Genomic DNA, 21,946 nt, shown 5'->3' on the forward strand with positions numbered 1-21,946 from the left:
CGTAATATTGTGCTCGTTATCTTACTAATTCGGTCGTCATCTCGACTGAAGCGTAGCGAAATGGAGAGATCTATACAAGTGAGATTTCTCGATCGACTTGCACTACGCTCGAAATGACGTATCTTTCTTAATTACGCGAAATATCAACTTCGGACTAAAGACTTCGGACTCCCGACTCTTAAATAAATCCCATCCGGTTAGAATCAAGCTTTAAAAAGATAAAAACCAAGATCGTAAAGCTCCATAATGACGAACCACCATAGCTAATAAATGGTAGCGGAATCCCGATTACCGGAATAATACCAATGGTCATCCCGATATTGATGAATACGTGGAAAAAGAGGATGCAGGCCACACTGTAGCCGTAAACCCTCGAGAAGGTAGATCGCTGCCTCTCTGCCAGGTTGATCAATCTCAATAATAAAAACAGATACAAGCCGATTACAACTGAACAGCCTACAAAACCCCATTCTTCGCCAATAGTAGAAAATATAAAGTCGGTACTTTGAGCGGGTACATAACCATATTTAGTTTGGGTACCCTGTAAAAAACCACGTCCTGTTGCCTGGCCTGAACCAATTGCAATCTGTGATTGGATTACATTATAACCCGCACCCTTATTATCGGCTTTAAGGCCTAACATCAACTCAATACGGCTACGCTGATGCGGTGCCAAAACTTTTTCGTAGGCAATTTTAACCACAAATAAATAAGCGATAGCGATAATGGTTACCAGTACGGTAGAAATAATGATTTTCTGTTTCCGCCTGTTATTGTAGATGAAAAGTCCGCCAATAGTGGTCAGGATAAGAATCAGGATGTAAGTTGGTACCAGGAAATCTGCAACAAACAGTACAATCATCCCAAGGAAAATCAACAGGAAATAACCAGATAAGCCCTCCCGGTATAAAGGGAACATAAAGGCCAGGAAAACCAGTGCAGAGCCCGTATCGGGTTGCAGCATGATCAGTAAAAGGGGTGCCAATACAATCAATCCGGCAATTACAATTGATTTAATATCCCTGAATTTTGGATTGAAAGTGCTCACATACCTGGCTAAAAGTAAGGCCGTACCAAATTTGGCAAACTCTGAAGGCTGTAGCCTGAATGATCCTATAGGTATCCAAGCCTGGTTTCCGCCCACATTTCTCCCTACAAAGAGTACCACAACCAGCAGAAAAAGGGTAGCGCCGTAAATAAATGGTGCAAATACATTAAATAGCCTCCCGTCGAACAATAAAATTGATAAACCCAATATCAGCCCGGTAATTGCATAAATTAACTGCTTGCCATAACTGCTTGCAAAATCGAAAGTGGTTGCTCCTTCGTGATGTGGAATAGAGGCATAAACATTGATAAACCCAACTGTGCACAAAGCAATATAGATTAAAACGGTAATCCAATCTACATTAAAAAAGAAACGGCTTCCCTGTTGTTGTATCATTTTTTTACAGGTTTATGATTTACAATAGGTTGATTTACTTTCGGCTTAGTGGCAATAGTTTGTTTTAATATTGCTGGCTTTATTTTTAAACTGTCTTTAACCCTTTTAAGCGAATCTGCCTTTTTTAATTTTAAACTATCTAATTTAGTCGGTTTAACTTTTTTGGTCTTATCGATTAATGCAGGCAAAAGATTGGTTTCGGAGAATGCTTTTACGGTATAACCATTCGAACGCGGCTTAATACTGTCAGTTAGATATTTTTCAACGATAAAACTCGAGATTGGCGCAGCATAAGATCCACCAAAACCACCATTTTCTACAATCACCGCAATGGCAATTTTCGGATTATCCATTGGTGCAAAACCGATAAAAACCGAGTGGTTTTTGCCATGGGGGTTTTGTACGGTTCCGGTTTTACCACACATCACAATATTGGGGATCTGAGATTCTTTTGCTGTTCCCCAAGAGCTGTTTACCGCATCCCGCATTCCGTCAATTACAATAGGGAAGTATTTCTCATCTATACCCACATAGTTTTTAACTACATATTCTTTTTTTACTACATTTTTATCGCCTATGCCTTTAATTAAGTGGGGCTTTAAATAATAGCCACGGTTGGCAATTGCCGCCATTACGTTTGCCATTTGTAGTGGGGTAGAAGTAATTTCACCCTGACCAATGGCCTGCGAAATTACGGTGGTGTAACCCCAGCGTTTGCCATAAATTTTATCATAATGATCATTTTGATAAAATATACCTTTTTTTTCGAAAGGCATATCGATGCCTAATTTCTTTCCGAAACCCCATTTGGCAATCTGCTCGTGCCAGTGCGCATAGGTTTCGCGCTGGTTTTTCATGCCGTTTTTAGTGATGATGTTCTGAAAAACATGACAGAAATAGGTGTTGCACGATCGGGCAATACCACGCTGCATATTAATGGTACCATCAACGTGCTCACATTTTACTGGGAGTCTTCCTGCCATGTAAAAACCAGGGCAATAAAAAGTAGTATTTGGCGTAATTGCACCATCTTGTAAGGCAACCAAGGCATCAACCGGTTTAAACGATGATCCAGGTGAATATTGCCCTGCGATAGGCCTTACAATCTGCGGACGGTAAGGGTTTGCAATCAAACTCATGTAGTTTTTGCCCCAATCTTTACCCACCAATTGGTTAGGATCGTATCCCGGGCTACTTACAAAAGCCAGGATTTCTCCGGTTGAAGGTTCGATGGCAACAATTGCACCTACTTTATTTTTCATCAATTCTTCGCCAAGACGTTGGATCCTGATGTCTAGAGAAGAAATTAAACGATCTCCCGATACGGCATTTACATCATATTTCCCGTTGGCATAACTACCCTGGGCAATGTTTTTGGCATCGTATAACGTATTGATCACTCCCTTTTCGCCCCTTAAAAAACCTTCATACGAACGTTCCAGGCCACTTTTTCCTATAAAATCTCCTGGTTTATAATACCCTTCCGATTTTTCAATGTCGTCAGGACTTACTTCTTTTACATAACCAAACAGCTGCCCTGCAATACTATCTGGGTAATGCCTGATCGTTCTATCCTGGGTTCTGAAACCCGGAAAACGGTACATGATCTCCTGCAGGCGTGCGTAACTCTGCACTGAGATCTGTCTTTCGAAAAATGTAGCCTGATAGGAAGATTGTGCCCTGGCTTTTTTTAGTTTTTTACGCACATCATCAATGGTAATTTCAAGGGCATTGGCCAATGCAAGCGTATCAAACGGTTTGACTTCATTTGGGGTTACCATTAAATCGTAAACAGGTTCGTTCTGCACAATTACCTTCATGTTCCGGTCGAGGATGGCACCACGTGCCGGGTATTTGTAAATTTTACGCAACACGTTACTTTCAGCAGAGCTGAAGGCTTTATCGCTAATAATCTGGATGTAAAATAACTTCCCCAGTAAAATCAGGGCGATTACAATAAATAATCCTTGAACGATATATTTTCGGTTAAATAACTGATCCATTAGCGCGGTGTTCTTCTATAGAATATAAACTCTACCAATAAAATAAGAAGCAGTGTAAAGATACAACTTAAGCCGCATCTCATTAAGGTATAACCAATTTCGGTTAACCTAAATGTTTCTAAAAAGAACAGTACCAGGTGGTGTGCAACAACGCAAAGGAAAGTATAAAGAGAAAACCACTGGAAACCCATATAACTTAACGACGGTTCCGGATCATCAATGGCGTCGCGGTTTAAACTTATAGATATAAAAGAAATCCTTACAAAAGCCAGAACAACACAAGCTGTTGCATGTACGCCCATGGTATCATAAAAAGCATCAAGCGTTAGTCCTGTGATAAAAGCCAGTAAATACAACAATATATTTGGGATACCGAATGGAAGCAAGAGTATAAACAGCACATAGATAAATGGCGTAGAAAGATCATAAAACCCCATATTCTTGAGCAGGAATATTTGCACAAAAAGTAGTAAAAACCACCTGATCACATTTACAATTATGATTCTACTATTCATTCGGTTTAGCGATGCTTTCTAAAGCTTTTTGCTCATCAGCCTTTTTATCTTTAACCACATATACATATTGTAATGTGCTAAAGTCAGTAAATAAATTTAATTCTGCAGATAAGAAATTATCATTCGTGGCTACATTTGCCTTGCTGATCCTACCGACCAAAATCCCTTTCGGAAAGGATGCAAAACCCGAAGTCACTACCGTATCGCCAACGTACATTTTAATGTGGTTGGGTACCTCTTTCACAAATGCCTTTTTAATGTCGAAATTTCCGTCGCCCCAAACCAACGAGCCAAGTGCATTATTCTTTTTCAAGGTCACACTAATTTTGGTGTCTTTATGTAGTAATGACTGGATGGTGGCTAAATGTGCAGAAACATCACGGATAAAACCCACTACACCACGTTGAGGCGCAATAACTGCCATACCACTTTTAATACCGTCAACTGTACCTTTATTAATGGTCATGATGTTATTGCGCAAAGTGATCGAATTTTTAATCACCTTGGCTGCCAAATAAGTGTATTGTTGATTGGTAACCGTATCTACCACTTTAACATCTTTAGCTGTATCTACTGTAGTTAATCCCAGTAACTGGCTCTTAAGCTTGGCATTTTCGGCTGCAAGGCTATCGTTAACCATACCCAGATTTAGATATCTTTTAAAAATATTTAACCTTTCGTAAGCGGTTCCAACTACCTCATTGCTTGAGTTTAAGGTTACGCTCCGCTGATAGGAATTGTTCTTCACCGTTAGGTAGATGCCAACGATAAAAAAAATGATAAATAAGAAAAATGCGTTGTATCTGCTGATGAAAATCCAAAGGTTACGCATTGCTCATGAGATATGAGATACGAGATGTGAGATATGAGTTTGGATAATTAGTCTCAAATCTCATATCTCACATCTCAAATCCAGGTTATTGCATTAAGAATTTATATCCGCCAATATTTTTAAGGGCGATACCAGTACCACGGACTACTGCTCGAAGTGGATCTTCTGCAACGTGAACAGGTAATTTAGTTTTAGCAGCTACACGTTTGTCTAAGCCTCTTAATAATGCACCACCACCGGTTAAATAAATACCTGTTTGGTAAATATCGGCAGAAAGTTCAGGAGGTGTAATCTCTAAGGCTTTTAAAATCGCTTCTTCAATTTTAGAGATTGATTTATCTAAACAGTGTGCAATTTCGGTATAAGAAACGGTGATCTGTTTTGGTACGCCCGTCATTAAATCACGACCCTGAACCGCAAAATCAGCAGGAGCATCCTGTAACTCAGGTAAAGCTGCACCAACTTCAATTTTAATTTTTTCAGCGGTACGGTCGCCAATCATAATGTTGTGTTGACGGCGGATGTAGTTTACAATGTCAGAGTCGAAATTATCTCCCGCAACGCGGATAGATTGGTCGCAAACGATACCTGACAAAGCGATAACCGCAATTTCAGTAGTACCACCACCTATATCGATAATCATGTTACCCATTGGCTCTTCCACATCAATCCCGATCCCTACAGCAGCAGCCATTGGCTCATGGATTAGGTACACCTCTTTTGCTCCGGCAATCTCTGCAGAATCGCGTACCGCACGTTTTTCTACTTCAGTAATACCAGATGGGATGCAGATTACCATACGTAAAGAAGGGAACATCCAGCCTTTACCACCGTTAAGCATACGGATCATTCCTTTAATCATCGCCTCAGCAGCATTAAAATCGGCAATTACTCCATCTTTTAATGGGCGTACGGTTTTAATATTATCGTGGGTTTTACCCTCCATTTGCATTGCCTGACGACCTATAGCAATGACTTTGTTTGTAGTACGATCGAAAGCAACGATAGATGGCTCATCTACAACTACTTTGTCGTTATGTATAATCAGGGTATTCGCAGTGCCTAAATCGATGGCAACTTCTTGCGTAAACCAGTTAAATAATCCCATGTATAAGGTATGTTTTCTTTATTTTATCAAATCTATACTATTCCTAATGTAAAAATAGCTTTTTTATTGTTTTAAGTTTTATTTTCTTCAGTTATTAAATTGTTTTTGAGGTAATTAAAATCTTTAGAAAATCAAAACCTATACTTATTGGGGCTGAACTGTTTTCGTTACAAGATAATGCACAAAAACCTTCCGCCTTTAAACCCTCAACCTTCTACCTTTCTAGTGTTTAAAGTGTCTTATCCCGGTGGTTACCATGGCAATACCTTTTTCGTTTGCTTTTGCAACAGAATCGGCATCTTTAATCGATCCGCCTGGTTGCAAAACAGCAGTAATTCCGGCTTCGGCAGCAATTTCAACACAATCAGGGAAAGGGAAGAAAGCATCAGAAGCCATTGCAGCGCCTTTAACGCTGAAACCGAATGAAGCAGCCTTTTCAATTGCTTGTCTTAAGGCATCTACACGTGAGGTTTGGCCAACACCACTGGCTATTAAAACATCATCCTTAACCAAAACAATGGTATTCGATTTGGTGTGTTTTACAATTTTGTTAGCAAAGAACAGATCTTTTAATTCTTGTGCTGTTGGTGCTTTATCGGTAACGGTTGTCATTTGCTCCGGGCCTTCGATAATTAAATCTTTATCCTGCTCAATTACACCGTTTAATAATGTTTTAAATTGTTTTTTGCTTAATTCAACCTCATTGCGTTGTAAAATCACGCGGTTTTTCTTTTTGCTGAACAGCTCAACTGCTTCTGCCTGGTAAGAAGGAGCAATCAACACCTCAAAAAACAAGTTATTAATTTCTTGTGCTGTCTCAAGGTCAACTTCCACATTGGTAATCAGTACACCACCGAAAGCTGAAACGGGATCGCAGGCTAAAGCATCAACCCAGGCTTGTTTAACGGTAGGGCGCGAAGCAATACCACAAGCATTGGTATGTTTTAATATCGCAAAAGTCGGATCTTCAAATTCGTCGATTAAAGCAACGGCTGCATCTACATCAACCAGGTTATTATAAGAAAGCTCTTTACCGTTTAGTTTGATGAACATGGCGTCTAAATCACCATAAAATACACCGCCTTGATGAGGATTTTCGCCATAACGTAAAGTTTTAGCTTCAGTTACACTTTGTTTAAAAACATCAAGCGGCTCTTCAGTATTGAAATAATTAAAAATTGCAGTATCGTAATGAGAAGAGGTATGGAATGCTTTTTTAGCAAATGCTTTACGTTGTGCTAAAGTAGTTTCGCCATTTTGTTCTGCCAATTGCGCTTCTAAAGTAGGATAGTCGTTTTTTGATGCGATAATCACCACATCGTTGAAGTTTTTTGCAGCGGCACGGATTAAGGAAATACCACCAATGTCTATTTTCTCAATAATTTCTTCTGGTGTTCCACCTGCTTTTACAGTTTCTTCAAATGGATATAAGTCAACAATAACCAGGTCAATCTCCGGGATTTCATATTCAGCAATCTGTTCCTGGTCGCCAGCTAATGCTCTACGGTTTAAAATTCCACCAAATACTTTTGGGTGTAAGGTTTTAACACGTCCGCCTAAAATAGATGGATAACCAGTTAAATCTTCAACCGCCGTAACAGGAAGGTTTAAATCTTTAATGAATTGTTCTGTTCCACCGGTAGAAAATAATTGTACACCTTGTGCGGCTAACAATTTTACCAATGGCTCCAAACCATCCTTATAATATACTGAGATTAAAGCGTTTTTGATTTTAATGGATTGACTCATTCGACTGAAAATTTTGAGCCGCAAAGGTAGTAAAACAGGATTGTTTTTTAATGAGATTTACCGATCAATATTAAATTTTATTCCACTATATATAATAATGTAGAGTTGCCAGTCTGGTTGGCTATGCTAAAGTTTATTTTAATAGCCTTATTAACCTGTGTTGAATCATTTATTTGCTGATCTTTTTAACAATCGTTTCTACAATACGTGGGTAATGCTGGTGTTCTAATTGCTGCCCTTTAAACTTTACCATTTCCAGGTTATCGTTTTTGTCTATTCTGTAGCGGGCCTGGTAAATGTACTCACCTTCATCGTAGTTTTCATTCACGTAATGAATGGTTATTCCACCTTCGGTTTCGCCTGCAGACATCACAGCATGGTGTACATGGTCTCCGTACATGCCCTTTCCGCCAAATTTTGGAAGGATTGCAGGGTGGATGTTTACAATTCTGCCTGGGTAGGCGTGGATCAGGTTTTTAGGGATCAGCCAAAGGAATCCGGCTAGTACAATAAAATCGATTTCAAGATTTTTAAGCAGGTCTACTACCTCATCCGTGTGGTAGAACTCATTCCTGTCGAAAATATGAGTGGGGATTTCGAAATTATCAGCTCTCTGTAATACATAGGCATCAGCATTATTGGTCAATACCAAAGATATTTCTATTTCATTACTCCGCTTAAAATGCTCCATCAGCTTTTGGGCATTAGAGCCGGAACCTGATGCAAAGATGGCTATTCTTTTTTTCACTCAAAATCGTTTTGCCCAAAAATAGTATTTTTAAGCCTTTTTTCTCCATTGAAGAGAATTTTTATTCAATTATGTTAAAGTATTATTAATGAATAATTTTAACGTATTTTTGCCGTTCGGAAATAGGGTTCAATTTTAATGAAAAAAAAGTTGAAAGTGTTTTGTAATTTAAAAACATTAATCCTATATTTGCAACCCGAATTATAGGAAACGAATAAGAAAAATAAAAGGCTAAATAGAAATGGCAAATCATAAATCTTCATTAAAAAGAATTAGAGCAAACGCAACAAAACGTTTACGTAACAGATATCAGGCAAAAACTACACGTACCTTTATTAAAAGATTACGTGCTGCAGAAGATAAAAAATCTGCATCTGATTTATTGCCAAAAGTAATCTCTATGTTAGATCGTTTAGCTAAAAAGAATATTATCCACAAAAACAAAGCGGCTAATAACAAATCAAAATTAACGAAATTCGTTAATGGTTTAAAATAAGCCAATTTTTTTACGATATTAAGGCATCCTAATCAAAAGTTAGGATGCTTTTTTTTGTCTAAAAAATGAAGAATTACGAACAGAAAGTAGGGATAAAGTTATGGGCTGAAGAAGATCGGCCACGCGAAAAACTTTTATTGCACGGCCGAAGACATTTAACAGATGCCGAACTGATTGCTATTTTAATTGGCTCTGGAAGTAAAAATGAAACCGCTGTCGACTTAAGTAAAAAGATTTTGTCTTTTTACGATAACAATTTAACAAAACTGGGAAAAGCTTCTATTCTGGACCTTTCCAGGTTTAAAGGTATTGGGGAAGCGAAAGCATTAACTATTATCGCCGCTTTAGAGTTGGGTTTGCGGCGAAAGGAAACCACAGAAGAGGTGATTACACATGTAACTACTTCTAACGATGTTTATAAATATTTACATCAAACCTTTGCTAATCTCAATCACGAAGAGTTCTGGATATTACTGCTAAACAGGTCTAACCGGGTAATCGGTAAATTTTTGATCAGTAAAGGCGGGCAGGCAGGTACAGTAGCCGATCCAAAAATTATTTTTAAAACAGCTTTAGAAAACAATGCGGCAAATGTTGTTTTAGCACATAACCATCCTTCAGGAAATTTAAAGCCCAGCGAAAGCGACGATAAGTTGACCAGGGATATGGTTGCTTCGGGGAATTTACTTAGTCTGTATGTGGTTGATCACCTGATTTTTGCCAATAACCGCTACTATAGTTATCGGGATGAAGATTTAATTTAAAAGATATCTGGTTGTTAAAGTACAATTAACGTTAAATTAGTATAATAGCGGCTTAAAATTGAATGTTACTGGTTAGCCAGCATTAATTAAATTGTGTAATTATATTTATGAATACTTTAAAAATCATCCCTGTTTTTCTTTTATTAACGATTATGGCTTTTGCTCAGGAAAAAGCTGTTCCAATTAATATCATTACCTATAACATCCGCTTAAATGTAGCATCAGATGGTGTTAACGCCTGGCCAAACCGAAAAGACAATGTAAAAGCGTTAGTGAAATTTCATGATGCCGATATTCTTTGCGTACAGGAAGCCTTGCCTGAACAGTTTGATGCGCTTTTGGAAAATTCTAATTTCGATGTGGTAGGAGTTGGGCGTGAGGATGGTAAAAGAAAGGGCGAATTTTCTGCCATTTATTTTGATAAAGACCGCTTCACTAAAAAAGATGGTGGAACTTTTTGGTTGTCAGAAACACCAGATGTTCCATCAAAAGGTTGGGATGCTGCACTTAACCGTGTATGCAGCTGGGTTAAATTGTACGATAAGCTGAATGGAAAAGAATTTATCGTTTTTAATACGCACTATGACCATATTGGGGTGAAGGCGAGGATTGAATCGGCTAAATTGTTGAAACAGAAAATACAGCAGATTGCACCAACATTGCCTGTTATTTTTACCGGCGATTTAAATGTAACACCCGAAACAGAAGCCATTGCAACCATTAAATCTTTTCTCACCGATGCTAAAGATATTTCTGTAGAACCGCCGTATGGTCCTGCAGGTACTTTTAACGGTTTTCATTTCGATAGCGACCTGAAAGACCGGATCGACTATATTTTTGTAAATAAAGGTTTTAAGGTGCAAAAGTTTGCCGTTTTAACCGATAGTAAGGACAAAAGGTATTTTTCTGATCATTTACCTGTTTTTTGTAGACTTTGGTTTTAATACATGTTGTTAAAATCTCCATCACTATTTCCTTTTCAATTTGAACTTTTTGGTAACCAATACCATTATCACTATATTTTTGAAACACTCGCATTTATAATCGGTGTTAGGCTTTATTACTATTATAAAAAAGGCATCGTAGATCAGATCTCTGACGAAAACAGGCTGTGGATTATGTTAGGAGCCATGTTAGGCGCGTTGATAGGCTCGCGGGTGGTAGCCATACTGGAAACTCCCGAGATAATCAATCACCTAACGTTTTCAATTTTATATCAAAGTAAAACCATTGTTGGCGGCTTGCTTGGCGGTTTGTTCGGTGTCGAATTGATAAAAAAGACAATAGGGGTGAATATCGCCTCTGGGGATATTTACGTGATCCCCATTTTAGTGGCGCTGATTATCGGACGCATCGGCTGCTTTTCTATGGGAATTGATGAGCCAACCTACGGCATCCCTACCCATTTTTTTACAGGGATGGATTTGGGTGATGGTATACTTCGGCACCCCATTATGCTTTACGAAATAGTTTACCTCGTGCTTTTGATTTTTCTTTTTAACAGCTTAAAGCATAAAGAACTGATCAATGGCGATCGATTTAAACTATTTATGGTATTGTATTTTCTATTTCGCTTCTTAATCGAATTTATTAAACCTTATCAATCATTATTTTTAAATTTAAGCAGCATCCATTGGTCTGCATTGTTTATTTTTATTTATTATTATAGATTCATCATCAGGATTTCTAAACAGATAGCTGCTAAAAAGTAAATACTATGGCCAATACCAGAGATTATATATACTACGATTATACCAAGAGCCTTTGTCCGGAATGTTTACAGCTTTGCGATGCGAAAATTGTTTTTCAGGATGCTAAAGTGTTTATGTTGAAAAACTGCAGAACACACGGTGATAGTAAAGTGATGATTGCCGATGATGTTGAATACTACAAACAGATCAGGAATTACAATAAACAATCGGAAATGCCGCTTAAGTTCAATACTAAAGTGCATTACGGTTGCCCTTACGATTGCGGCTTGTGTACTGATCATGAACAGCATTCGTGTTTAACGGTAATAGAAGTTACTGATCGTTGCAACCTGGCTTGTCCAACTTGTTATGCCATGTCGTCGCCAAGTTATGGCAGGCACCGTACGCTGGAAGAAATAGAACGCATGATGGATGTTGTAGTAGCCAACGAAGGTGAGCCCGATGTGGTACAGCTCTCGGGCGGAGAGCCGACCGTACACCCCGATTTTTTTAAGATTTTAGATCTTGCCAAAACCAAACCTATTAAACACCTGATGGTGAATACCAATGGAATCAGGATTGCCAAGGATATTAATTTTGTGGAAAAACTGGCGAGTTATATGCCCGATTTTGAAATTTACCTGCAGTTTGATAGTTTCAGCGCTGAAGTATTAACCAAGCTAAGGGGCGAAGATCTTACCGAAGTGCGAAGAAAGGCTATCGATCATTTAAATCAGTTTAATGTATCAACAACCTTGGTAGTTACTTTGCAAAATGGCCTTAACGATCATGAAATTGGTGATATTTTAGATTATGCATTAAAGCAGAAATGTGTTCGTGGCGTTACTTTCCAGCCTACCCAGGTTGCCGGAAGAAATGATGATTATAATGATCAGCAGGGGAGAATCACCTTAACCGAGGTACGCAGAAAAATTTATGAGCAATACCCAACCTTTACCCCTCAGGATTTAATCCCTGTGCCATGTAACCCCGATGCCCTGTGTATGGCTTATGCATTAAAAATCGGTGATGAGGTGATTCCGATGACACATTTGATCAATCCCGAAGATTTGCTCAACAATTCGAAAAATACGATTGTTTTTGAACACGATGAAAAATTGAAAGAACACATGCTCAACCTGTTTAGTACAGGTGTTTCAGTAGATTGTGCTGAAGATACCTTTGGCGAATTGATGTGCTGCCTGCCAAGGGTAAAATCAGATAGTTTAAGTTATGACAATTTATTTCGGATCATTATCATGAATTTTATGGATCCGTTGGACTTTGATGTACGTGCAGTTAAAAAATCATGTGTACATATTGTGAGCGATAAATACAAAATGGTACCCTTCGAAACGATGAATATTTTTTACCGTGACAATAAAATAGATTTAATCAGGGAAAAATTAAATATGAACTAATATGGGTGGTTTATTCGGCTTATTTGTAATTTATTGTCTTACCGCAATTGTACTTTTTGTAGTTGGGATTATTCAGATTATCATTAAATCATCCAGGAACGAACCCGTAAAACCCGGGCTAAAATTGCTTATTATTTCGGTAATTATGGTGGTAATCGGTTTTGGTGCTTGTGCAGTATTGCTCGCCAACAGTTAATTTCAAAATAAATCATGGAACTTTTTATTGTATACTGGGTAATTGTAGGATTGTTATTTACAATTGGCATCATTCAAATCATTGTAAAAGGTGCAAAAAATCAATCCGTTAAACCAGGACTCAAACTGGTTATTGCGTCAGTGATTATGCTGGTAATCGGAGCAGGGGCATGCGCGGTCATTCTATCCAATCTGAGTATTGGCCATTAGTCGTCTATATTGTGTGTTTGAAACAAGGTTTTAGTGTTCATAAGTCTCAAATCTCATGTCTGGAATCTCAAATCTCAATAATTTAACTTTCTCCTTTGACCTTTAAATAATATCTTTGCGTTTTATAATTCTTAGACTAAGATTTAGCGCTTGTAAATCTCAAATCTCATGTCTGGAATCTCAAATCTCAATAAATGAAAATATCATATAACTGGTTAAAACAATTCGTACAGATTGATAAAACACCTCAGGAACTTTCGTTAATCCTTACCAATGTTGGTTTAGAAGTAGAAAGTGTAGAAAAAGTGCAGCCCGTTGTGGGCGGCTTGGAGGGTTTGGTTATCGGCGAAGTATTAACCTGTGTTCAGCATCCCAATGCCGATCGTTTGCGCATTACTACGGTAAACGTTGGTGGTAAAGAAAACCTTCAGATTGTTTGCGGTGCTCCAAATGTAGGCGCTGGTCAAAAAGTGGTAGTCGCTACAGTAGGTACAACGGTATATCCTTTAGAGGGTGAGCCTTTTAAAATAAAAGAATCAAAAATCAGGGGCGAACTTTCTCAGGGGATGATCTGTGCCGAAGATGAAATTGGCTTAGGCAAGTCTCATGATGGCATTATGATCCTTGACGAAGATACCGAAATTGGGATCCGCGCAAAAGACCATTTCAAAATGGATGATGATTTTGTTTTCGAAATTGGATTAACACCAAACCGTGCCGATGCGGCTTCGCATTTAGGTGTGGCAAGAGATTTAGCGGCTTATTTCAGAAGTGAGTATGAAATGCCTGATCTTTCCGCTTTTAAAACAGATAACGAAAATCTGGTAATTCCGGTAGAAGTAGAAGATTTTGCCGCTTGTCCGCGTTACAGCAGCCTTACTCTTTCTGGCGTTACCGTAAAAGAATCACCAGATTGGTTAAAAGATAAATTGAAGGTAATTGGTTTACGTCCCATCAATAATGTGGTTGATATTACCAATTATGTGCTTCATGGTTTAGGTCAGCCTTTACATGCTTTCGACGCCGATAAAATTACCGGAGGAAAAGTAATCGTGAAAAAAGTTGCTGAAGGAACACCGTTTATAACCCTTGATGATGTGGAGCGTAAGTTAAGTGCAGATGATTTAATGATCTGCAATGCTGAAGCACCAATGTGTGTTGCAGGCGTTTTCGGCGGAAAGTCTTCTGGAGTTGATACCAATACTAAAAATATTTTCTTAGAAAGTGCTTATTTCAATTCGGTTTCTGTACGGAAAACATCAAAAAGACATGGCTTAAAAACCGATGCCTCTTTCCGTTACGAGCGTGGTACCGATCCGGAGATTACGGTAACAGCTTTAAAATATGCAGCTTTATTAATTAAAGAACTGGCTGGAGGCGAAATTTCTTCATCAGTTTCTGATATTTATCCAAGCCACATCAAGCCGTTTGAGTTTGAAGTGAGTTATACCAATATCAATAAATTAATCGGTGCAAATATCCCTTCGGCTGAAATCAAACACATTATTACAGCTTTAGGTATTTCGGCAACCAATACTTCTGATGATACTTTAGCTTTAAGAGTGCCATCGTTTAAAGTTGATGTGACGCGTGAGTGCGATATTACTGAAGAAGTATTACGTATTTATGGTTATGACAATATTGAAATTCCGGCAAAGGTAAATGCATCGCTTTCTTACAGTATTAAGCCTGAAAAAGAAAATACGCATAATGTAATTGCTGATATGCTTGCCGCTAATGGTTATGCAGAAATTATGTGTAACTCGTTAACTAAATCGGCTTATTCGAAAAATTTAGACGAAGCCGTATTTATTCTAAATCCGTTAAGCAGCGATCTAAATGTAATGCGTCAGAATTTATTGATGCCGGCTTTAGAAAGTGTAGCGTACAACCAGAACCGTAAAAATGCAGATGTGAAGTTTTACGAATTCGGTAAAACCTATCATTTAATCAATGAGCAATACGTAGAGCGATCAAGGTTGTTATTATTGATTTCGGGTGCTAAACAAATTGAGCAATGGAACCACAATGCTAAACCGGCAACTTTCTATAATTTAAAATCTGCAGTTGATGCCATTATATCGCGTTTGGGTATTACAAGCTATCAGTCTGATGTTTTAAATGATGAATACTTTGCTTACGGAATTAAGTATTTCCGTGGAGATAAAACCCTTGTAAGTTTCGGTGCGGCTTCAAAAGCCGACCGCAAAGTGGCTGATGTAAATGCAGAGGTATTTTATGCTGATTTCGATTGGGCAACCTTATTGGATATTGTAAGGAAAAATAAAATCGTACACAAAGATGTTTCTAAATATCCGCAGGTTCGTCGCGATCTTTCATTGTTGATTGATCAAAATGTAACTTTTGATACTTTAAAGGGTATTGCATTTAAAACTGATAAAAAACTAATCAAAGAGGTTGGTGTATTTGATGTGTACGTTGGTGATAAATTGCCGGAGGGGAAAAAGTCGTATGCCTTGAATTTTATTCTGCAGGATGAGGAACAAACCCTAACCGATAAGCAGATTGAAAACACGATGCAGAAATTAATCGCGAATTTAACGGCACAAGCTGGTGCAGAAATTAGGAAATAAAATATAAATTCGTATTTTTAGAAATAAATTCATGACTTCTGTTGCAGATCAGTTAGATAAAGTATTACAAAAAACAGCTCGGGTAATTGAGTTATGTAATGCGCTACAGGAAGAAAATGATTTATTAAAGCTTGAAAATCAATCGTTAAAAGTAGCACTCGATACAGCGAAAGGCAAAAATTTGGAACTTGACGAAAAATTAAGGGTTACAAAATTGGCTAAAAGTATAGAGGGGACAAGTGAAAAATCGCTTGACATTAAACAAAAAATTAACGATTTTGTGCGTGAGATTGATAAGAGTATTGCATTATTAAAAAAATAATGATGCAAAGAAATCAGAAACTAAGCTAAACAAATGGGAGAAATCTCGATTAAAATAACCATTTCCGACCGTATTTATCCACTAAAGGTGAATATGGAAGAGGAAGAAATTGTGAGACGGGCAGCAAAAATGATCAATGAGCGCATAAAAGATTATCAGGATAATTATGCGGTTAGAGATAAGCAGGATCTTCTTTCTATGGCTGTGTTGCATTATGCAACAGCTGTATTAAGAACAGAAAACAAAGTACAAAACCAGGATACTGCTGTTGCTGATAAAGTTGAAGAATTGGATGTTTTACTCAACAATTTCTTTTCAAAATAAGGTTCGTTCTTTCGGCAATTCATCACTCTGAACTTGTTTCAGCGCCTAAAATAAATTTAGGATGATGGTGCCAATATTTAGCATAAAAACATAGCCGCGGCTAGTTTTTGAGTTTCAAATTTTATAAAACTTAACACTTCAATATCTATAGGGTTAAGAGGGCGTATTTCATCTGCTATGGCACCTGAAAATGGCTTAAACCCTAATTATGCTTAGTTGAGGTTTAAAATGTATGAGACTTTAAAAATTAGTTGCGGTTTTTTTTTACTTAAAAAACAAAATGGAAATAGTTGAAATATTAGGATACGTATTTGCCGTAATAGCGGGTATAGCTATCGGAGTAGTGGTAGGAAGATTCCTCCTGCGTAACTTGCTTAAACAGCAGGAAGTTGCCGCACAGAACAAAGTGAAAAAGATTTTAAAAGATGCAGAAAACAATGCAGAGATCTTAAAAAAGAATAAACTTTTAGAGGCAAAAGAAAAGTTTTTGCAAATGAAAGCGGAGCATGAGCAAGAAGTGAATGCCAAAAACAATAACATTAACCAACGCGAAAACACCATGAAGCAGAAAGAGCAATCGGTGAACCAGCGCATGGAAAACTTCAATAAAAAAGAACAGGAACTCGATAAGCACAAAAGCAACCTCGAAAAACAAACTGAACTTGCTATTAAAAAGCAAGAAGAGGTAGAAGTGCTTAAAAATCAACACCTAACACAATTGGAAACTATTGCAGGTTTATCGGCCGAAGAGGCTAAAAACCAGTTGGTAGAAAATCTAAAAGAAGTTGCCCGTACACAGGCGATGATCCAGATTAAGGATATTGTTGACGAAGCAAAATTAACGGCGAGCAAAGAAGCTAAAAAAGTAGTGATTCAAACCATTCAGCGTACCGCCACCGAAGCTGCAATTGAAAATTCTGTTTCTATTTTTCATATCGAAAGTGACGAAATTAAAGGTCGTGTTATTGGTAGAGAGGGTAGGAATATCCGTGCTTTAGAAGCTGCAACCGGTATCGAAATTATTGTTGATGATACACCGGAAGCCATTATTTTATCCGGTTTCGATCCCGTAAGAAGAGAGATAGCACGCCTGGCTTTACACCGTTTGGTAACAGATGGTCGTATCCACCCGGCACGTATTGAGGAAATTGTAGCGAAAACTAAAAAACAGATCGAAGATGAGATTGTAGAAATTGGTGAGCGTACGGTAATCGATTTAGGTATTCATGGTTTACACCCTGAGCTGATCCGCATGGTTGGCCGTATGCGTTACCGTTCATCATACGGACAAAACTTATTGCATCACTCTCGTGAGGTAGCAAATTTCTGTGCTACTATGGCTGCAGAACTTGGCTTAAATGCTAAAATGGCCAAACGTGCAGGTTTATTACACGATATAGGTAAAGTGCCTGATGATAATCCTGAATTGCCACACGCAATTTTAGGGATGCAACTGGCTGAAAAATATAAAGAGCACCCTGAAATTTGTAATGCCATTGGTGCCCACCACGATGAAATTGAGATGACTTCAATGATTTCTCCAATCATTCAGGCTTGTGATGCCATTTCTGGCGCCCGTCCAGGTGCCCGCCGTGAGGTTGTAGAAAGTTACATCAAGCGTTTAAAAGACCTTGAAGAACTGGCTTTATCTTACCCAGGTGTAGAAAAAACTTTTGCGATCCAGGCTGGTAGAGAGCTGCGTGTAATTGTAGAAAGCGAACGCATTACCGATGCACAGGCAGAACTTTTAGCTGCCGATATTTCGACCCGGATTCAAACCGAAATGACTTATCCGGGGCAGATTAAGGTTACCGTAATCAGGGAAACCCGTTCTGTAGCATTTGCGAAATAAAGAAAGCAATTCGCCGAATCGTCATCCTGAACTTGTTTCAGGATCTTAGTAATAGAAAAGATGCTGAAATGAATTTACTGCGTAGCTTTCCGCTGCGCTACAGGTCAGCATGACGAGTGGTTTAATACTAGCCTCGGTTCGTGTCCTCACGAAACGAAGTAAAGAAAAGGTTTGTGAAGACACAAACCTTGGCGAATGAATTAAACAAAATATTAAGCGATGGAATATCCATCGCTTTTTTTTATTTTTACATAATGAGCAAGCAAACTATCCAAATTGAACCAAAGAGACCTGTAGATGTGCTTTTTGACAAGTATGCCGAAAGCCATCAAAATCCAACCAATAAACTGGTACACTGGATCTGTGTTCCATTAATCGTATTCAGTTTATTGGGTTTAATCTGGCAGATTCCTTTTCCACATATTGGCTTTTTGGGTAGCTATAACGGTTTCTTTAACTGGGCATCTTTTCTATTGGCCTTTAGCTTGTATTATTACTTCACACTTTCGCCAGTATTGTTTTTCTTAATGATTTGGGTGGTGGGTTTAATGAGTTACATCATCGTAAAAATTGAGCAGGCGGTAGGTTTAGGTAGTGGCACTGCTTATGCCATTTATGCGGCAATATTTGTTGCGGCCTGGATTGGTCAGTTTATTGGTCATAAAATTGAAGGTAAAAAACCATCGTTTTTAGATGATGTTAAATTCCTGTTAATCGGTCCGATCTGGTTATTGCACTTCATTTGCAAGAAAACCGGGATTAAATATTAGGATTGAAATGTTGTTAACTTAGAATTAACCTTAAGGTAAACAAACCTTAATTAACATCTAACCTGCAGTTAACACTGTGGTAATAATTTTGCCCTTATCAAATAAAGGCAAATTGGAATTACTAAACTCTTTTAAAAGAGCGGCACTTACTGTGTTCGCTTTGACGATCAGCATACTTTCGTATGCCCAAACTGGAAAAATTTCTGGAACAGTTACCGATAAAAAAACGGGTGAGACCTTAATTGGGGTAACGGTTAAAATAGCTGGAACCACCAAAGGTGTTTCTACCGATATAGAAGGAAGGTACGCTATTGGTGGATTAACTGCCGGAAAATATACCTTGAATTTATCTTATGTAGGTTACATATCTAAGAATGTAAGTGACATTCAGGTTTCAGGTAATCAGTCAACTATTGTAAACTTAATTTTAGAAGAAGCGGGGGGGGCAAATTTAGGTGATGTAACAATCACAGCCTCAGTTAAACAAGAATCCGTGAATTCTTTGTACGCTTCACAAAAAAATAGTACTCGTATCTCAAGCGGTATAACAGCAGATCAAATTAGAAAATCGCCTGATAAGAACACTTCTGAAGTTTTAAAAAGGGTAAGTGGCGCAAGTATTCAAGACGGAAAGTTTCTAGTTATTAGAGGTTTATCTGATCGTTATAATGTTGCGCTAATCAATAATTCCTTGTTGCCCAGCACAGAACCTGATAAACGAGCATTCTCTTTTGATATCATTCCCTCTAATATGATTGATAAAATTGTGATAAACAAAACTGCAACTCCTGATTTACCTGGAGACTTTGCTGGCGGTGTTACGCAAGTGGTCACAAAAGACATACCTGATAGTAAATTCATCAATTTTGCTGTTTCAACAGGATATAATACCCAATCAACTTTTAAAGATTTTTATTCCAACGAAAGGAACAGTACTGACTTTTTAGGGTTTGATGATGGAACTAGGAGCCTACCGACAAATTTTCCTAGTACTAGGGGTGTGTATAATGGAGGGTCAACAAATCTTAGGATAGCCAATTCGAAATTGTTTCCTAATCTTTACGCTGAAAGAAAATATACTGCTTTACCTATGCAGAACTATCAGTTTACATGGGGGAATGTTGCCAAATTTAAAAACGAAGGTACTTTTGGAAGCATAATTTCACTAAACTATAGGAGAGAGCAAAACCAAAGAATTGCAGAACGTGAAGCTTTTGATGGTATCAACTTTATAAATAAATATCAGGATTTAAATTATAGATACAATGTAGCTTTGGGTGGACTTGCTAACTTTTCATATAAAATTAGAAAGAATAAAATTTCATTAAAAAACTTATTTAATCAATCATTTGAAGATAGTTACATAAACAGAAATGGGTTTATAAATCAAAATACTGATATCAGATATACCTCTTCAGAGGTAAATCAAAAATCACTATTAAGTTCGCAATTAGAGGGCGAACATCAGTTGGGTGAGAAAAACATTAAGCTAGAATGGAATTTAAACTATGCTTTAATTAAAAGAGAACAGCCAGATTTACGTACAATTATGTATGGTAGTATTCAGAATTCTAACTCATCATTTAGTTTAATTGATGATAATACTAAAAGATTTTTCTCTGACTTAAACGAAAACAATTACGGCGGTAGTGCATCATTAAGCATGCCTGTTAATCTTTTTAGCAAAAAAGGCACGTTCAAATTTGGCGGGTTAAAACAAGTAAGAGATAGAGATTTTGATGCAAGGATTTTTCTATATACACCAGCTAGCTCAAGTGAATTCGATGCTAGTAAATTAATCCTTCCAAAAGAAAGTATTTTCGCCACAAGCAACATTTCACGAAATGGGTTTGTACTGGATGAAATTACAAATAACCAAGATAGTTATACTGGGAAAACAGATTTAAACGCTGGTTATTTAATGCTTGATCAAGCACTCGCTGAAAAAGTCCGCTTAATTTTAGGAGCAAGAGTTGAAGGTTATAAGCAAACCATTGATGCTCTGAATAGTACAGGACAAAAAAGATCTTATGAGAAAGATTTTTTTGATGTACTTCCTTCATTAAATTTGACATATAGCTTAAATGACAAGTCCAATTTCAGACTTTCTGGTTCAAGAACTGTAACCAGACCTGAACTTAGAGAATTAGCGCCATTTGTTTTTGTTAACCAAGAAGAAGGTGTTCAAATTGCTGGTAATCCTGAATTAGTAAGAAGCCAGAACACGAACGCTGACATCCGATATGAATACTATCCATCTCCTGGTGAGGCAGTAACATTGTCTGTTTTTTATAAGAACTTCCAGAATCCAATAGAGCAGGTAACAGATGGTTCCTCCACAGCTGATAATTTAAAATTTAGTTATCAAAATGCGGATAAAGCTTATATATATGGGTTTGAGTTAGATGTTCGCAAGAAGCTGAATTTCTTGTCAGACGCCAGTTGGTTAGAAAATTTTATCGCTTTTGCAAACTTTACCTATTTAAAATCAGAAGTACAATCGAGTATCCCGGGTTTCCAAACCAGACAACTACAAGGTCTGTCTCCATTTTTGATCAATGCAGGTTTACAGTACAACTCTCCGAAAACCGGTTTATCAATAAGCACATTATACAATAGAATAGGGGATAGAATAGGAAAAGTAGGTAATGAATCCGTTCCTAATATTTATGAAAAAGGTCGTGATGTATTTGATTTTCAGATCTCTAAAAAAGTCCTAAAAAATAAAGGTGAAATTAAATTGAATGTTTCTGATATTCTCAATCAATCAAATATATCATTTTTAAACTTCGGGCCAAATAACAAAACATACAACAGAGCTGATGATGCTGTCTACTACAGTTATAAGAGTGGTACAAATTTCACACTAGGCTTTAGTTATAACATAGATTTTAAAAATAAATAATTA

At 37.6% G+C, this 21,946-nt stretch carries 20 protein-coding genes; 13 read left to right on the forward strand and 7 right to left on the reverse strand.

The features are described 5' to 3' along the window. Positions 1 to 178: 178 nt before the first annotated feature. The 7 genes from rodA to purN form a co-directional block, all read right to left on the reverse strand. Positions 179 to 1,444, reverse strand: coding sequence for a rod shape-determining protein RodA (rodA, locus tag ACUN24_RS11010; RefSeq protein ID WP_445562536.1), 1,266 nt, complete (start codon positions 1,442 to 1,444; stop codon positions 179 to 181). Further along, positions 1,441 to 3,447: a penicillin-binding protein 2 gene (mrdA, locus tag ACUN24_RS11015; RefSeq protein WP_445562537.1), complete on the reverse strand. Its 2,007-nt coding sequence runs from the start codon at positions 3,445 to 3,447 to the stop codon at positions 1,441 to 1,443. The genes rodA and mrdA overlap by 4 nt, the downstream gene beginning before the upstream one ends. After that, a complete protein-coding gene (locus ACUN24_RS11020) occupies positions 3,447 to 3,962 on the reverse strand; it encodes a rod shape-determining protein MreD (RefSeq protein WP_445562538.1) in 516 nt (171 codons plus the stop codon). The genes mrdA and ACUN24_RS11020 overlap by 1 nt, the downstream gene beginning before the upstream one ends. Then, positions 3,955 to 4,794: a rod shape-determining protein MreC gene (mreC, locus tag ACUN24_RS11025; protein ID WP_445562539.1), complete on the reverse strand. Its 840-nt coding sequence runs from the start codon at positions 4,792 to 4,794 to the stop codon at positions 3,955 to 3,957. The genes ACUN24_RS11020 and mreC overlap by 8 nt, the downstream gene beginning before the upstream one ends. An 85-nt stretch (positions 4,795 to 4,879) precedes the next feature. Then, complete coding sequence (locus ACUN24_RS11030) at positions 4,880 to 5,902, reverse strand: rod shape-determining protein (RefSeq protein WP_010601761.1); 1,023 nt, start codon at positions 5,900 to 5,902, stop codon at positions 4,880 to 4,882. A 222-nt stretch (positions 5,903 to 6,124) separates the two neighbouring features. Then, positions 6,125 to 7,651, reverse strand: a complete 1,527-nt coding sequence (gene purH, locus ACUN24_RS11035) for a bifunctional phosphoribosylaminoimidazolecarboxamide formyltransferase/IMP cyclohydrolase (RefSeq protein WP_445562540.1) — start codon at positions 7,649 to 7,651, stop codon at positions 6,125 to 6,127. A 169-nt stretch (positions 7,652 to 7,820) separates the two neighbouring features. Further along, on the reverse strand, positions 7,821 to 8,399 hold the full coding sequence (gene purN, locus ACUN24_RS11040; RefSeq protein ID WP_445562541.1) for a phosphoribosylglycinamide formyltransferase: 579 nt from the start codon (positions 8,397 to 8,399) through the stop codon (positions 7,821 to 7,823). 241 nt (positions 8,400 to 8,640) lie between these two features. On the opposite strand from purN, the gene rpsT reads away from it, so the two are divergent. From rpsT to ACUN24_RS11105, 13 genes are all read left to right on the forward strand, one after another. Then, positions 8,641 to 8,895, forward strand: a complete 255-nt coding sequence (gene rpsT / locus ACUN24_RS11045) for a 30S ribosomal protein S20 (RefSeq protein WP_029277289.1) — start codon at positions 8,641 to 8,643, stop codon at positions 8,893 to 8,895. Positions 8,896 to 8,960: 65 nt separating this feature from the next. Next, positions 8,961 to 9,659: a RadC family protein gene (gene radC / locus ACUN24_RS11050; protein ID WP_132394992.1), complete on the forward strand. Its 699-nt coding sequence runs from the start codon at positions 8,961 to 8,963 to the stop codon at positions 9,657 to 9,659. 107 nt (positions 9,660 to 9,766) lie between these two features. Next, complete coding sequence (locus tag ACUN24_RS11055) at positions 9,767 to 10,603, forward strand: endonuclease/exonuclease/phosphatase family protein (RefSeq protein WP_445562542.1); 837 nt, start codon at positions 9,767 to 9,769, stop codon at positions 10,601 to 10,603. 3 nt (positions 10,604 to 10,606) lie between these two features. Continuing rightward, positions 10,607 to 11,371: a prolipoprotein diacylglyceryl transferase gene (locus ACUN24_RS11060; RefSeq protein WP_445562543.1), complete on the forward strand. Its 765-nt coding sequence runs from the start codon at positions 10,607 to 10,609 to the stop codon at positions 11,369 to 11,371. 5 nt (positions 11,372 to 11,376) lie between these two features. Beyond that, positions 11,377 to 12,771, forward strand: a complete 1,395-nt coding sequence (locus ACUN24_RS11065; protein ID WP_307531985.1) for a radical SAM protein — start codon at positions 11,377 to 11,379, stop codon at positions 12,769 to 12,771. Position 12,772: 1 nt separating this feature from the next. Continuing rightward, positions 12,773 to 12,967, forward strand: a complete 195-nt coding sequence (locus tag ACUN24_RS11070) for a hypothetical protein (protein ID WP_445562544.1) — start codon at positions 12,773 to 12,775, stop codon at positions 12,965 to 12,967. Between the two features lie 14 nt (positions 12,968 to 12,981). Further along, positions 12,982 to 13,176, forward strand: a complete 195-nt coding sequence (locus tag ACUN24_RS11075) for a hypothetical protein (protein ID WP_445562545.1) — start codon at positions 12,982 to 12,984, stop codon at positions 13,174 to 13,176. A gap of 194 nt (positions 13,177 to 13,370) precedes the next feature. After that, positions 13,371 to 15,770, forward strand: coding sequence for a phenylalanine--tRNA ligase subunit beta (gene pheT / locus ACUN24_RS11080; RefSeq protein ID WP_445562546.1), 2,400 nt, complete (start codon positions 13,371 to 13,373; stop codon positions 15,768 to 15,770). A 31-nt stretch (positions 15,771 to 15,801) separates the two neighbouring features. Continuing rightward, a complete protein-coding gene (locus tag ACUN24_RS11085; RefSeq protein ID WP_193419886.1) occupies positions 15,802 to 16,092 on the forward strand; it encodes a hypothetical protein in 291 nt (96 codons plus the stop codon). Between the two features lie 33 nt (positions 16,093 to 16,125). After that, complete coding sequence (locus tag ACUN24_RS11090; RefSeq protein ID WP_025143281.1) at positions 16,126 to 16,416, forward strand: cell division protein ZapA; 291 nt, start codon at positions 16,126 to 16,128, stop codon at positions 16,414 to 16,416. A 280-nt stretch (positions 16,417 to 16,696) separates the two neighbouring features. Then, positions 16,697 to 18,268, forward strand: a complete 1,572-nt coding sequence (gene rny, locus ACUN24_RS11095; protein ID WP_121282496.1) for a ribonuclease Y — start codon at positions 16,697 to 16,699, stop codon at positions 18,266 to 18,268. Between the two features lie 254 nt (positions 18,269 to 18,522). After that, a complete protein-coding gene (locus ACUN24_RS11100) occupies positions 18,523 to 19,038 on the forward strand; it encodes an Mpo1 family 2-hydroxy fatty acid dioxygenase (RefSeq protein WP_445562547.1) in 516 nt (171 codons plus the stop codon). A 112-nt stretch (positions 19,039 to 19,150) separates the two neighbouring features. Continuing rightward, entirely contained in the window at positions 19,151 to 21,943 is a 2,793-nt protein-coding gene (locus ACUN24_RS11105) for a TonB-dependent receptor domain-containing protein (protein WP_445562548.1), read from the forward strand. The last annotated feature ends 3 nt before the right edge of the window (positions 21,944 to 21,946 follow it).

Source organism: Pedobacter sp. WC2501, from assembly GCF_052682415.1.

Excerpts from the sequence above, each read along its gene's own strand:
- rodA (WP_445562536.1), bottom strand. The coding sequence starts at position 1,444 with ATGATACAACAACAGGGAAGCCGTTTCTTTTTTAATGTAGATTGGATT.
- mrdA (WP_445562537.1), bottom strand. The coding sequence starts at position 3,447 with ATGGATCAGTTATTTAACCGAAAATATATCGTTCAAGGATTATTTATT.
- ACUN24_RS11020 (WP_445562538.1), bottom strand. The coding sequence starts at position 3,962 with ATGAATAGTAGAATCATAATTGTAAATGTGATCAGGTGGTTTTTACTA.
- mreC (WP_445562539.1), bottom strand. The coding sequence starts at position 4,794 with ATGCGTAACCTTTGGATTTTCATCAGCAGATACAACGCATTTTTCTTA.
- ACUN24_RS11030 (WP_010601761.1), bottom strand. The coding sequence starts at position 5,902 with ATGGGATTATTTAACTGGTTTACGCAAGAAGTTGCCATCGATTTAGGC.
- purH (WP_445562540.1), bottom strand. The coding sequence starts at position 7,651 with ATGAGTCAATCCATTAAAATCAAAAACGCTTTAATCTCAGTATATTAT.
- rpsT (WP_029277289.1), top strand. The coding sequence starts at position 8,641 with ATGGCAAATCATAAATCTTCATTAAAAAGAATTAGAGCAAACGCAACA.
- radC (WP_132394992.1), top strand. The coding sequence starts at position 8,961 with ATGAAGAATTACGAACAGAAAGTAGGGATAAAGTTATGGGCTGAAGAA.
- ACUN24_RS11055 (WP_445562542.1), top strand. The coding sequence starts at position 9,767 with ATGAATACTTTAAAAATCATCCCTGTTTTTCTTTTATTAACGATTATG.
- ACUN24_RS11060 (WP_445562543.1), top strand. The coding sequence starts at position 10,607 with ATGTTGTTAAAATCTCCATCACTATTTCCTTTTCAATTTGAACTTTTT.
- ACUN24_RS11065 (WP_307531985.1), top strand. The coding sequence starts at position 11,377 with ATGGCCAATACCAGAGATTATATATACTACGATTATACCAAGAGCCTT.
- ACUN24_RS11070 (WP_445562544.1), top strand. The coding sequence starts at position 12,773 with ATGGGTGGTTTATTCGGCTTATTTGTAATTTATTGTCTTACCGCAATT.
- ACUN24_RS11075 (WP_445562545.1), top strand. The coding sequence starts at position 12,982 with ATGGAACTTTTTATTGTATACTGGGTAATTGTAGGATTGTTATTTACA.
- pheT (WP_445562546.1), top strand. The coding sequence starts at position 13,371 with ATGAAAATATCATATAACTGGTTAAAACAATTCGTACAGATTGATAAA.
- ACUN24_RS11085 (WP_193419886.1), top strand. The coding sequence starts at position 15,802 with ATGACTTCTGTTGCAGATCAGTTAGATAAAGTATTACAAAAAACAGCT.
- ACUN24_RS11090 (WP_025143281.1), top strand. The coding sequence starts at position 16,126 with ATGGGAGAAATCTCGATTAAAATAACCATTTCCGACCGTATTTATCCA.
- rny (WP_121282496.1), top strand. The coding sequence starts at position 16,697 with ATGGAAATAGTTGAAATATTAGGATACGTATTTGCCGTAATAGCGGGT.
- ACUN24_RS11100 (WP_445562547.1), top strand. The coding sequence starts at position 18,523 with ATGAGCAAGCAAACTATCCAAATTGAACCAAAGAGACCTGTAGATGTG.